9 protein-coding genes are annotated in these 12,644 nt (G+C 72.9%); 6 read left to right on the top strand and 3 right to left on the bottom strand.

Going from position 1 to position 12,644, the window contains the following annotated elements; genetic code table 11:
* The first annotated feature begins 386 nt into the window (after positions 1-386).
* A complete protein-coding gene (locus ACQPZW_RS43200; RefSeq protein ID WP_433791803.1) occupies positions 387-929 on the top strand; it encodes a fasciclin domain-containing protein in 543 nt (180 codons plus the stop codon).
* Positions 930-1,029: 100 nt separating this feature from the next.
* On the opposite strand, the gene ACQPZW_RS43195 is transcribed toward ACQPZW_RS43200, so the two are convergent.
* A complete protein-coding gene (locus ACQPZW_RS43195) occupies positions 1,030-3,489 on the bottom strand; it encodes a glycosyltransferase (protein ID WP_433791802.1) in 2,460 nt (819 codons plus the stop codon).
* A gap of 81 nt (positions 3,490-3,570) precedes the next feature.
* On the opposite strand from ACQPZW_RS43195, the gene ACQPZW_RS43190 reads away from it, so the two are divergent.
* Genes ACQPZW_RS43190 through ACQPZW_RS43170 form a run of 5 tightly spaced genes read left to right on the top strand, consistent with a single transcriptional unit; the run spans position 3,571 to position 9,252 of the window.
* Positions 3,571-5,730 carry a glycosyltransferase gene (locus ACQPZW_RS43190; protein WP_433791801.1) on the top strand — a complete coding sequence of 720 codons (2,160 nt, stop codon included), beginning with the start codon at positions 3,571-3,573 and terminating at the stop codon, positions 5,728-5,730.
* Between the two features lie 10 nt (positions 5,731-5,740).
* Complete coding sequence (locus tag ACQPZW_RS43185) at positions 5,741-6,361, top strand: hypothetical protein (protein WP_433791800.1); 621 nt, start codon at positions 5,741-5,743, stop codon at positions 6,359-6,361.
* Positions 6,358-7,929, top strand: coding sequence for a hypothetical protein (locus ACQPZW_RS43180; protein WP_433791799.1), 1,572 nt, complete (start codon positions 6,358-6,360; stop codon positions 7,927-7,929). The genes ACQPZW_RS43185 and ACQPZW_RS43180 overlap by 4 nt, the downstream gene beginning before the upstream one ends.
* Positions 7,926-8,882, top strand: coding sequence for a glycosyltransferase family 2 protein (locus ACQPZW_RS43175; protein WP_433791798.1), 957 nt, complete (start codon positions 7,926-7,928; stop codon positions 8,880-8,882). The genes ACQPZW_RS43180 and ACQPZW_RS43175 overlap by 4 nt, the downstream gene beginning before the upstream one ends.
* Positions 8,869-9,252 carry a GtrA family protein gene (locus ACQPZW_RS43170; RefSeq protein WP_433791797.1) on the top strand — a complete coding sequence of 128 codons (384 nt, stop codon included), beginning with the start codon at positions 8,869-8,871 and terminating at the stop codon, positions 9,250-9,252. The genes ACQPZW_RS43175 and ACQPZW_RS43170 overlap by 14 nt, the downstream gene beginning before the upstream one ends.
* A gap of 219 nt (positions 9,253-9,471) precedes the next feature.
* Here ACQPZW_RS43170 and ACQPZW_RS43165 read toward each other — a convergent pair whose 3' ends face one another.
* The gene (locus tag ACQPZW_RS43165) at positions 9,472-10,734 is read right to left on the bottom strand and encodes a nucleotide sugar dehydrogenase (protein ID WP_433791796.1); all 1,263 of its coding nucleotides are present in this window, start codon (positions 10,732-10,734) and stop codon (positions 9,472-9,474) included.
* 89 nt (positions 10,735-10,823) lie between these two features.
* Positions 10,824-12,578 carry a stealth family protein gene (locus ACQPZW_RS43160; RefSeq protein WP_433791795.1) on the bottom strand — a complete coding sequence of 585 codons (1,755 nt, stop codon included), beginning with the start codon at positions 12,576-12,578 and terminating at the stop codon, positions 10,824-10,826.
* Positions 12,579-12,644: the final 66 nt, after the last annotated feature.

Here is a 12,644-nt window from a genome sequence, read left to right as displayed (position 1 = left end):
GTCTTCCTCCTCATTCACACTGCATTCTCGGATGCGTCCGCGAACCGTGGCGGAGAAGGCGGATGATGAACGACACGAAGCGATGCGGCCAGCTGGCATCCGCCGATGCGCGTACGCTGTCGCGGCAGCCTCGATGCGGCACCGCGAGTAATTACCCTCCCCGTGGATTGCTTCCTCCCGGCCTGGCACTCATGCGGCCAGGCCCGGCCCCGTGTCTCTGAATCGGCCGTATATCCAGCGACCGACGTCGATCGATTTCCGAGTATGCCAGCAGGGGGAGATCAATGGTGCCCCATATCGGTGACGGGTGGAATGAATTTAAATCCATGCACGTCGAATCACGATGTGCCGCTGCCCGAGCGAGGTAGAAGGGTGATGATGTGACGATGAAGCGTGTCTTGCTCGCGGCCGTCCTGACCGCCACCCTGTCCGGCTGCGCGCTCGGCCAGGGCGGAGTCGTGACCGGACAGCCACTGCCGTCGGGTGCGGCACCGGCCGACGCGTGCGCTCCGCAGAATCTGGCCGCCATGGCGGGCAAGCCGGTGAGTGTGGCGATCGCCGCCAACCCCGGCCTGTCCGGGATGGCGGCCGGGCTCGACCGGGCCGGCTTGCGCGCCCTCGACGACACGCCCGCACTGACCCTGTTCGCGACCTCCGACCGCTTCCTCGCGACATTCCCGTTCCAGCGCATCCCCACGCTGTGGGACGACCCGGAAGAGCTGGCGCGAACCCTGAAGCAGGCGGCCATCGCGGAGCGCCTCGACCCCGGCCGGCTGCCCGGCACGCACACCACCATGAGCGGCACCCGGGCGGTCGTCACCACCGACGCGGGCGACCTGCGCGTGAACGACACGAAGACGGTCTGCCACCAGCTCGACACCGCCAACGCGGCGGTCTACATCGTCGACGAGCTGGTGCCCCTGCGGTAACCCGGCAACGTGACCCGCAGGCACGTCCGGAGGCCCCGGCCCCGCGACCGGCTGCCGGTGGCGGGGCGATCATCAAGCGGCTGACCTCGATCGAGGTCGGTCAGTGCTCTCCGGCCGGCAGCGGGGGCAGGACCTGGCCGGAGGCGGCGATGATCTCACCGGTGATGGCTTCGCCGGTGGGGGCCGGGGGTGTGAGGAAAGCGTCGACGGCTTCGGCGTAGCGGGTGTGCGGGTGGTTCTCCCGGACGAAGGCCAGGCCGCGCTCGCTCTGGGCGAGCAGGGCCGCCGGGTCGCGGTGCAGGCGGGTGACGACGGCCGCGACCTCGTCGGGTTCGGCGTAGACGGCGGCCGGGCCGAACGCCGCCTCGTGATGGGGCGGTAGGACGGGGATGCAGCCGGCCGCCATGGCGATCAGGACCTCGGGGCAGGTGGCCGGGAGCCGGTCGCCGGCCGGCAGGTGCAGGTAGAAGTCGAGCTGGTGCAGGAAACCGCGGGTGTCGAGGTCGGACGGGCGGTAGACGAGCCAGCCGTGCGGGACCGCGGCGGCCGGCTCGTTGCGGTCCAGGACGCGGACGTCGAGGGCCGGTGACGTGGCGGCGCGCAGGCGCTGCCATTCGGCCGGGCCGTTCGCGCAGATGCGGCCGATCACCGGGCGGTCGGCACGCGGGCCGGAGCGGTGCAGCCGCCAGCGCCGCAGGTTGACGGTGCCGGGCAGGTCGGTGGCGGTGAGCCGGGCGCTGAACGGGCCGTCGGCGAGGCCGGCGCGGGCGCCGGGGTCGGCGGGCGCCCAGTGCGGTTCGACGCCGAAGAGGCGGCGGGACTCGGCGGCGCAGTGCACGGCCGCGGTCGTCCACGACGGGTCGGCGGCGATGACCACCCGGGCGGCGCGGATGCCGGACGGGACGCCGGGCGCGAATCCGAGGATCTCCGGCTCGTGGACCAGGACCAGCCGGGCGTGCACGTCGTCGGTGAGGACCACCTGGTCGATCGTCCCGGCGTTGATCATCTGCTGGAGGGTGGGGTCGAGCCGGGCGGGCTCGGCGGCGACGCTGCCGAGCGTGTTCAGGTGCAGGACGGCGACGGCACGGCCCGGACCGGCGAGAGCGCGGAGGCGTTCGGCGACCGGCCAGGCGGTGTCGCCGTGGGCGTTCCAGTCGCCGGCCAGGATCACGTCATAGGAGGCCCGGCGCAGTCCGGCGTCCCCGGCCAGCCCTCGGGGCGCGGCGAACGGGCGCTCCCGAGGAGACCGCGGGCGCACCGCGGTCTCCTCTCCGGCGGCGACCCGGGTGTGCCAGGCCTGGAACGCCGAGAGGTACGCGTGCCGCGCCGGATGCATCCAGCCGGGCCCGATGTCGGCGCCGGACAGCGACCCGGAGGTGAGCCGGATCAGGGCGAGCGGCTCGTTCCCGAGATGCCGCACGGCGGGCCGGCCGAAGACCGCGCGGGCCCGCTCCACGTATTCGGCGTCGGCGCCCTTGCGGACCGGGTCGAGGTAGCCGAGCCGGTCGAGGGCGGCCTCGCGGCGGATCATCAGCGACGACAGGTTGTACGACCGGAACTCGGCGAACCCGGGCCGGGTGACCACCAGGTCCTCGGTGACACGGATGGCCGCCGACGTGGTGGCGACGACGGACGGGTCGGCGAGCAGCGGGGCGACCTGCCGTTCCAGGCGCAGCGGGTGCGACCAGTCGTCGGAGTCCTGGAAGGTGACGAACTCACCGCTGGCGATGTCGAGCCCGGCGTTGCGGGCTCGGTAGGTGCCGCCGTTGCCCGGGATCCGGATGATCCGGACCCGTGGGTCGAGCGAGGCCGTCAGGTCCAGGGCGGACTCGTGGCCTGATCCGGAGCCGTCGTCGACGACCAGGATCTCGTGGTTGGTCCAGCTCTGCGCGACGAGCGACCGGACCGCGGTGACGAGCTCCGGCCCGGGCTGGTAACTGGTGACGATCGTGGTGATCCGGTGCGCCGAGCCGTGCCGGGGGGCCGGGACGGACCGGATCCGGTCGAAGCCGGTGACGTCGGCGGGCACCAGGGTGAGGCCGGGTGGCGCGAACAGCTCGGCGAACCGGGCCGGCCACTCGTCCTTGGTGGCCATGTCGACGGCCAGTGCCGCACGGATCGGCTCCGCCACCGACGGGTAGTCGGCGAGGAGCTTCGCCACCCGTACCGGATCCCCGGCGGCGAACGCGACCTGCGCGTGCAGTCCCTGGTGGATGGGCGCGACCCCGGCCGGGCCGAAGGTTCGCAGCAGCGAGTCGAGCAGGGCCAGGCCGTCGCCCCGGTCGCCGGGGTACAGGTTCTGCAACGTGACGACCCGGGCGAGCTCGCCGAGCGCCCACGGGTCCGCGTCCGGGAACAGGCGGCCCTCCCGGGCGGCGGCGATCAACTCGTCGGCCGGGCGGCGCGCGGCGGCGTGGGCGAGCAGCGTACGAGCCCCCGCCGACCGGGTGTGCAGGGCGGCCGTGGCGGGACCGGACGGCGTGACCGCGGTCAGGCTCCGCCAGTACCGTTCCAGCAGGTCCGGACCGTACGCGTCCGGTGTGGTGTGCTGCCTGCGCATGACCCCCCTCAACTGTCGGGAGGATCAACGCGCCGGGCGGGGGTGCGTGACGCCGGGTGTGCGCGGTTCGTTGTCCTGACCATGACCGCGACCGTTCACGACGTGGCGATCCTCTCGGACTTCCGCTATCCGGGCGGCACGTCGGCCAGTATCGCCGCGGAGGTCCGTGCCCAGGCCCGGGCCGGCCTGACCACCGTGCTCGTGCACGTGCGCTCGCCGCACCTGAAGCGGGACCGCCCCTTCCATCCGCTGATCACCGACCTGCTCCGGGACGGGTCGGCGTACCTTGCCGCGGACGGCGAGGAGGTCACCGCGAAGCTGCTGGTGGCCCGGCAGCCCCGGATCTTCACCGAGGATCCCGCGACCCGGCCGCCGGTCCGGGCCGGCCGGGCGGTGATGGTCCTGAACCAGGCGCCCGGCGACGCCGGGGACCCGTCGCGCTACTACGACTTCGCCGCGGTCCGGCAGCGGGTGGAGGGCCTGTTCGGCACTGGGATCGAGTGGGCGCCGATCAGCCCGCAGGTACGCGCCGAGGTGCTCCGCGCCGACCCGGCCGCGGCCCTGACCGGCATCGACTGGCACGAGATCATCGACGGCTCCGAGTGGTGGCGGGAGCGCCCAGCCCGTACCGGCGCGCCGGTGATCGGGCGGCACGGCCGTCCCGACCCGGTGAAGTGGCCGCGGACCCGTCAGGAGCTGCTCCAGGCGTACCCGGACCTCCCGGACGTCAAGGTGCGGGTGCTCGGTGGCGGCGAGCTGGCCGTCGAGCGTCTCGGCCGTAAGCCGGCGAACTGGGAGCTGATCGAGTTCGGCACCGTCGAGCCGGCCGACTTCCTGCACACGCTGGACTTCTTCGTCTACTTCCACGATCCGGACCTGATCGAGGCGTTCGGCCGGACGATCATGGAGGCGATGGCGGCCGGCGTCCCGGTGATCGTCGGCGAGCACTTCCGGCCGGTCTTCGCCGACGCGGCGCTCTACACCACTCCGGCCGGTGTGCTGCCGCTGGTGCGCGAGCTGCACGCGGACCGGGATCGCTACCGGGCGGTGGTCCTGCGCGGACGCGAGTTCATCGAGTCCCGGTACGGCTACCCGTCCCACCTGGCCCGGCTCGCCGCCCGCGGGATCCGCCCGGACGCCCCGCCACCCCCGGCTCTGCCCGCACGCCGATCCACCCCGTCCAAGGGGGTGCTGCTGGTCAGCGACAACGGCGTCGGCCTGGGCCACCTGTCCCGGCTGATGGCGATCGGCCGCCGCCTGCCGGAGGGCACTCCCACGGTCGTCGCCACCCAGTCGCACGGCGCGATGGTCGCCCACCGCGAGGGCTTCCTCACCGAGTACATCCCGTCCCGCAGTGTGCTCGGCCTGCCCCGGCCCGCCTGGACCGAGCTGCTGCGCAGCCGCCTGGAGCACCTGATCGACCTGCATCGCCCGGCCGTGGTGGCGGTGGACAGCGTGCCGCACGACGGCATCGTGGCCGCCGCCCGGGCCCGGCCGGAGATCACCTGGGTGTGGGTGCGCCGGCCGATGTGGCGGCGTGACACCGGCGCCGAGTGGATCGAGCGCCGGCCGGCGTTCCAGCACGTCCTGGAGCCGGGGGAGTTCGCCGCGGCAGCCGACGAGGGCCCGACCGTCGACGACCGGGACGGCGTGTTCCCGGTACGGCCGATCACCTACCTGGACGCCGCCGAGCTGGTGACCGCCGAGGAGGCCCGCGCCGCCCTGGATCTGGCGCCCGGCCGCCCGGCCGCCCTGCTGCAGCTCGGCGCCGGGAACATCAACGACATCTCGTCACCGGCTGCCCGGATCGCCCGGCACCTGCGTGGCGCCGGGTTCCAGGTGGTGCTGGCCGAGTCGGCGATCGCCACCGAGCCGATGCCCCCTCCGGCCGGCGCGCACGTGGTCCGCCTTTACCCGATCAGTCGATACCTGCGCGGTTTCGACCTGGTGGTGAGCGCGTCGGGCTACAACTCGTTCCATGAGCTGATCGCCTTCGGGATCCCGTCGGTGTTCGTGCCGAACCGGGAGACCGCCCTCGACGACCAGGTCAGCCGGGCCCGGTTCGCCGCGGCCGCGGGCGCCGCGCTGATCGTCGAGGACCCGGACGGCGACGACCTGGACCGGGTCCTGGCCCGGGCGGTACGGGCCGACGTCCGCGACACCCTGCGCCGCCGCTGTGCGGAGGTGGCCCCCGGCAACGGCGCCGCAGACGCCGCCGACTGGCTGACCGCTCTCACGTGAGGAGGACGTGATGCCCGACGAAGGCGACATGCAGTCCCTGGTCGTGCGGCTGCGCACGATCGAGCAGGAGCGGGACGCCTGGCGGTCCCGGTGCGCCGGCCTGGCCGGGGAACGTGACGAGGAACGGGAGGCGACCCGGCGGCTGCGGGGCAGTGGGTCGTACCGGCTGGGTCGTGGCCTGGTGACGCTGGCCCGTGACCCACTGCGGCTGATGCGCCGGATGCGCCGCGTCCCGGTGACCCAGCGCCGCAAGACGGTCAAGCGCCCGCCGCAGGCCCGCCTGTACGTGGCGATCGGCCTCGACCTGGACCGGCTGCGCGAGTTCGCTCAGACGGTCCGCCGCCGGGTGCTGGTCGAGCCCGACCACCGGGCCGTGGTCCTCACCGACAATCCGGAGTTCTCGCTGCTGCGCCGGTCCGGGCTGGTCCTGGAGTACCTGCCGGACCGGGTGACCTGGGAGCGGCATCGCCCGGAGCAGCCGTGGGACGTGGTGCTCTCCGAACGGCTGTCCCGGCTCTACGCCGAGCACGACGCGACGGGTGTGGTCTTCGTCGACCCGGAACGGCCGCCGACGCTGCCGGAGCTGCTGGACACAACCCCGCCGGGGCGCACATCGTTGCAGCAGTCATGACGGCTCAAACCGTGACGATCCCGGCGGCCCGCTCTCCCGAGGCGCCGGACCGGCCGGAGAGCCCGCGGCTGTGGGGGCACGTCGCCCGGCGCTGCGTGCTCGTTCCGGCGATCGTCCTGACCCCGCTGCTGGCCGTCGCGCCGTCCCGCGACCACCGGTTCAACGTCTACTGGCACGGCGGCATGTTCCGGGACGACCCGGCCGCGATCGTCTCGCACACCATCGCCAGCGGCGACGCCTACCTGCGGCTCGGCAACTTCCGGCCGCTCGGGCGGATGCTGGAGAAGAGCCTCGACCTGCTCGCCTTCACCGGCGTGCAGCAGCTGGGCCTGCCCGCGACCGTGATGCTGCGGGCCGTCTCGATCCTCGCGGCGATCGCCCTCACCCTGGCCGTCGTCGTCCTCGCCGAGAGCGTCCTGAACCGCGGCCGGCTGATCGGCGGCACCCCGTCGTCGGTGGCGCTGCTCCTGCCGTACGCGGTCGGCGCCGGGTTCGTCGCCGCCGGCCAGGACAGCACCACGATCCTCTTCGGGGGCCTCTACTTCAGCACCGCCGCGATCGTCCTGCTGGTCGCCGCCGCGGCCTGCCGGCTCGACCGTCTCCGCTGGTGGAACGGGGTGCTCGCGGTCACCGCCGGCGCCGCCCTGGCCGTCTTCAACGAACCCGCCTACTTCGCCGTCCCGCTCGCCGGAGTCGCCGTGCTGATCCGTGGCCGGTTCGTGCTCGGGCTCGGACCGCGGCGGCTGCTCACCTCGGCGGGGGTGCGGTTCGCCCTACTGCTCTGGGCCGGGTTCCTGCCGGTCTTCGCCGCGGTCCGGTGGATCATCCGCGGGTTCTGCGCCGACGGCGGGTGCTACCAGGGCTCGGACCTGATCGTGGACGCGCGGTCCGTCCTGCTGCTGCCGGCCCGGATGACGGCCTGGCTGCCGCCGCTGCAGTGGTCGGCCGCCACCGGCACCACCACCGGGGCGTGGCTGCGCGGACTGATTCCGGTAGTGGCGTTCCTGCTGCTCACGGTGCTTGCCTTGCGTACCCGCGCAGTCTTGGGGCAAGCCGCGCGCCCGGCCGGCCGGGCCCTGACCGGACTCGCCGTCCTCGCCCTCGCGATCGTCGCCTGCGGCGCCCTGCTCGCCACCCTCAGCGTGGCCGTCCGTGCCGCGATGAGCGGCGCGCAGTTGTGGGAGCAGGGCTGGCGGGACTCCGCGCTGACCGTGCCCGGCGGGATGCTGCTCGCCGTCTCGCTGCTGCTGCTCGCCGGCCGTCGCGCCCCGATCGGCATCCTGGCCGCGATGGTGCTGTGCGGCGCCGTCTCGGCCACCGCCAACCGCGCCTACGCCGACGCCACCGCCACGCTGAAGACCGCCCAGATGGACAACCGGATCGCCGCGGCGATGGCCGGTTTCGAGCGGTCGAGGGCCGGCAACACCCGCCGTTGCGCACTGCTCGACGAGGCGCTCGAGACCAACCAGCACAAACCGTTCCTGCAGCGCCGTTACACCGACTCGCTCGACGTGGCCGCCCACGCCCTGGCCGGTGTGCCGTTCTGTGCCCGGGCGGTGGTCCGGTGATCTCGGTGATCGCGCCGATCTACAACGAGGGGCCGGGCGTCGAACGGTTCACGGCCCGTCTCACCGAGGTGCTCGAGGCCGCCTCCCTCGACTACGAGCTGGTCCTCGTCGACGACGGCTCCGCCGACGACTCGTGGTCCCGGATCGCCCGGCAGGCGCTGGTCGACCCGCGGATCCGTGGCCTGCGGCTGTCCCGCAACTTCGGCAAGGAGGCGGCCCTGCTCGCCGGCCTCGAACACGCCGCCGGCGACGCCGTCGTGATCATCGACTCGGACCTGCAGCACCCGCCGTCGGCCATCCCGGCGATGGTCCGGCGCTGGCAGGAGGGCGCCCAGGTGGTGGAGGCGGTCAAACGCAACCGGACCGGCCAGTCGCTCGGCAACCGGCTCGGATCCAAGCTGTTCAACCGCACGTTCACGCGGTTCACCGGGGTGGACCTGGTCGACGCCACCGACTTCCGGCTCCTCGGCCGTCCCGCCGTCGACGCGCTGCGCCGGATGCCCGAGCACTCGTCGTTCTTCCGTGGTACCAGCAGCTGGATCGGCTTCACCCGGGCCACCGTCGAGATCGACATCGACCACCGCGAGGGCGGCGCGTCCCGCTGGACCGTGCGCGGCCTGTGCCGCCTCGCCGTCAACGGCCTGACGTCGTTCACCTCGGCGCCGTTGCACATGGTGACACTCGCCGGCTTCGGTTTCGCCGCGTTCGCCGTCGTCCTCGGCATCCAGACGCTGGTCCGCTGGATGAGTGGCGCCTCGGTGGCCGGCTTCACCACGGTCATCCTGCTACTGCTGGTGACCGGAACGTTCGTCCTCATCGGCCTCGGCGTGATCGGCGAATACCTGGCCCGCATCCACGAGGAGGTCCGCGGCCGCCCCCGCTACCTGATCCAGGAACGCGCCGAGTCCACCGTGGGCGAGCGCTGGGTGGTCGAACAGCGTGCCGAACGCTGAAACCGTCACCCGTATCGCCCGTTACGGCGTGAGTGGCGTCCTCAGCGCACTCACCCATTTCACCGTCGGCATGGCCGCCACCGTGCTCCTCGGGCTGCCGCCGGTGCCGGCCTCCACGGTCGGCTTCGCCGCCAGCGTCGCCGTCTCCTACCTGCTGCAGCGCACGTGGGTCTTCCGCTCGGGAACGGCACACACGGTCACCGGGCCGCGGTTCCTCACCGTCACGGCCGCGGCCCTCGGCTTCAACACGGTGATCCTGTGGGCCGGCGTCTCCCTGCTCGGCGGCACGTTCGCGGTGGTCCAGGTGGTGGCGATCCTGCTGATCCCGGGCCTCAACTACGTGCTGCATTCCCGATGGACATTCACCTGATGTGGTACGGCCCACGCAGGGTGACCGTGGCTGTCCCCGCGACCTGACTGCCCGCTTCCGGCCTCCACCGCATACGCCCGGGAGTCGCGGTGGAGCCGGGAGTGGGCAGGGACGTCGCGGGGACAGCCACGGGACTGATGTGCGGCGTACCGAGGAATGGTCCGAAGCAGCGAGGGGCCCGGCCGGGCGGTGAGGGTCGCCCCGGCCGCGGTGGGTCGATCAGAGGCGGTGAGCCTCGCGGACGGTGGTCACGCCCCGGGTGTCGAAGAAGCGCTTCGAGATGCCGGCCAGGTGGTCGGGGTCGTACTCGCGGTGGTTCTGGACCAGGATCACCAGGTCGGCGGAGGCAGCCGCGCCCTCCAGGTCGTCGGTACGGGAGACCGGGACGCCGTCGAGCTCCCACGTGGTGACGTGCGGGTCGTGGTAGGCGACGGTGGCGCCGAGGGCGGCCAGTTGCCGGGCCAGCGGGGCGGCCGGGGACTCGCGCTGGTCGGCGATGTTGGCCTTGTAGGTGATGCCGAGCAGCAGGACGGTCGCGCCGCGGACCGCGTGGCCGTCGGTGTTCAGCAGGTTCTGGGCGCGGCGGGCCACGTACGCCGGCATCGTCGTGTTGATCTCCTGGGCCAGCTCGACGAACCGGAACGGGTAGCCGAGCTTGCTGCGCACGTTGTGGGAGAGGTAGTTCGGGTCGATCGGGATGCAGTGGCCGCCGACGCCGGGGCCGGGGTAGAACGCCTGGAACCCGAACGGCTTCGTGGACGCCGCGTGGATCACGTCCCACAGGTCGATGTCGAGCTCGTGGCAGAACCGGGCCATCTCGTTGACGAGGGCGATGTTGACGTGGCGGTACGTGTTCTCGAGGAGTTTCGCGGTCTCCGCCTCCCGGGTCGAGCGGGTCCGCACCACCGTCTCGACGAACCGCCCGTAGAACGCCTCCGCCCGGTCGGTGCACGCCGGGGTGTAGCCGCCGACCACCTTCGGGGTGTTGTGGGCGCCGTACACCGCGTTGCCGGGGTCGATCCGCTCGGGGGAGAACGCCAGGTGGAAGTCGATGCCGGCGGTGAGCCCGGAGAGCTGTTCGAGCCGGGGCCGGACCTCCTCGTCGGTGGTGCCCGGATAGGTGGTGGACTCGAGCACGACGAGCATGCCGGGCCGCAGGTTGCGCCCGATCGCCGAGGTGGCGCCGAGAACGGCCCGCAGGTCCGGCCCGTCCCCCTCGGCCAGCGGTGTGGGCACGCAGATGACCGCGGTCCGGGCCTGCCCGATCAGCGTCTCGTCGGAGGTCGGGACGAAACCGCCGGCCAGCATCTGGGCCACGTCGGTGTCGCTCAGGTCGTCCACGTGGGAGCGGCCCTCGGCGAGCGAGCGGACCACGGTCTCGTCGATGTCGAAGCCGAGGACCGACATGCCGGCCCGGATCGCCTGCTGCGCCAGTGGCAGTCCGACATACCCGAGGCCGAGGATGACGACGTCGTAGCTCAAGGGAGTTCTCCTTTGTGCGGAAGATCTGGCGACGGTGCGGAGGTCTGGCGAGGGATCGGAAGGTCAGGTGCCGGTGCCGGTGCGGCGGGTCAGGCGACGGGCGGCAGCGCCACGTCGGGTGGGACCGGCCGGTCGTCCCGGTCGGGACTCGGCTGCCGGGGCGCCGCGATGGTGCGGATGCCGCGGGGCTGCACCTCGAACGGGGACGTGAACGGCAGGTAGGCCGGAAGGAACTCGGCGACCAGGGCTTCCTGGTCGGCGACGGCGGCGCTGTGCACGTCCACGTCGTTGAGGCAGAACGCGTCGACGTCCCGGTTGCGCAGCAGACGCGCCAGGCGTAGCGGCGTCACCGGCTCCGAGAGGTCGGTGTAGAGGTAGCGGATCCGGCCGGGTGCGGCCCGCCCGGTGAGGTACGCGTAGTACTGCTGCAGCGACGACAGCAGCGAGATGTCGTCGGGGTGCCGGAACTGGTGTCCCGCGGTGGCCATGACCTGCTCGGCGAACCGTTCCTCGATCTCGGCGATGACGCTGCGCCGCGACGGGTGCGGGGTGTGCATCATCTTGCGGGTCAGCATCCGGCCGAACGTCTCCTGGATGAGCCGCCGGTTGTTCTTGGCGGCCGAGTCGGCGGGCCGGTCGGCGGGCCCGCGGGGTGCGGTGTCGACGCGGGCCGCCGAGGCGAAGAACTTGGTCAGCCCACCCGGGGTGAAGAACATCTCGGGGGTGACCGGCCGGCCCAGGATCACGTCGTCGTTGAGGTAGAGGAAGTGCTCGGCCAGTCCCGGGATCCGGTGCAGCCGCGACTCGATGGCCTGCGAGTTGAAGGTCGGCAGCCGCCCGGTGTCGCCGAAGACCTCCCGGTGCGAGACCACGGTGAGCCGCGGGTGGGCCCGGTCCAGCCAGGCGGGCGTCTGGTCGTCGGTGACCAGGAAGACCCGGCGCACCCAGGGCGCGAAGCAGTGCAGGGCGCGCAGTGAGTAGCGCAGCTCGTCGCGGCTGGCGAACCGGGAGTCGTTGGCCGCCTGCACGCTGACCTCGCCGACCCACGGGTTCTCGGCCAGCGCCCGCGTCTTGCGCCGCTGCCACTCCGGGTCGCCGCCGTCCACCCACGTGTAGACCACGTCGATCGGGAAGTCGACACGATCGGGGTCGACGGACGTGAAGACCCGGCGGGTGCGGTAGACGGTCGTGTCGCCGGGGACGCTGAACGACCCGAAGACCGGTTCCGGGGCGACCGTGACCGGCTCTCCGGCCGGGATCGAGTCGGCCACCGGATTGCGGCGCGGTGACACCAGCCGGCCGTCCCGCTCGGCCCAGAACTCGACCTCGCAGGCCAGGTCGTGCCCGAGCACCAGACTGCCGCCCGGGTCGGTGACCGGCCAGCACACCGTCACCACCCGCGGGGTCCGGCGGCGGCCGGGGAGAGCCACCCGCAGCGAGCCGTGGTCGTCGGCGACGTGCCGGCGCAGGACGGCGAGGGCGTCGTCCCGGTCGGCGGCGCGGACCGCCACGGCGGTACGCCCGGCGGCACGGACCGGCACCCGGAACCAGTCGACGCCGGCCTCGTCGAGCGCCCGCACGACCCGGTCCAGGTTGCGGCGGCGGATCGCGACGGGGGAGGCGGCCGGGTCGGTGCGGGCGGTCAGGACACCCGCCGCGGTGCGTACGCGCAGCGTGGCCCCGCCCGTGCCGCGGAACCGTGCCGGGCCGAGCGGCATGAAGGTGCGGGCCACTCGCAGACGTCGTTCCGGGGCGACGCGGGGCAGGACACGCGCCTCGACCGTCTCGAAGATCCGCCGTCGTACCGGCCACGGGGCCAGCCGCAGGACCTCTCGCAGGGCCACGCCGTCGTCCTTTCGCCGCTCATCCGCCGAGGGTTCAACGTCCAGGATCAGAGCGAAGTTGCGGTC

The organism is Actinoplanes sp. CA-252034 (assembly GCF_050956125.1).
Lineage (GTDB): Bacteria > Actinomycetota > Actinomycetes > Mycobacteriales > Micromonosporaceae > Actinoplanes.
This window is presented reverse-complemented; position numbering and strand designations above follow the sequence as displayed.

Coding starts and splice junctions, on each gene's coding strand:
- ACQPZW_RS43200 (WP_433791803.1), top strand. CDS start 387: ATGAAGCGTGTCTTGCTCGCGGCCGTCCTGACCGCCACCCTGTCCGGC.
- ACQPZW_RS43195 (WP_433791802.1), bottom strand. CDS start 3,489: ATGCGCAGGCAGCACACCACACCGGACGCGTACGGTCCGGACCTGCTG.
- ACQPZW_RS43190 (WP_433791801.1), top strand. CDS start 3,571: ATGACCGCGACCGTTCACGACGTGGCGATCCTCTCGGACTTCCGCTAT.
- ACQPZW_RS43185 (WP_433791800.1), top strand. CDS start 5,741: ATGCCCGACGAAGGCGACATGCAGTCCCTGGTCGTGCGGCTGCGCACG.
- ACQPZW_RS43180 (WP_433791799.1), top strand. CDS start 6,358: ATGACGGCTCAAACCGTGACGATCCCGGCGGCCCGCTCTCCCGAGGCG.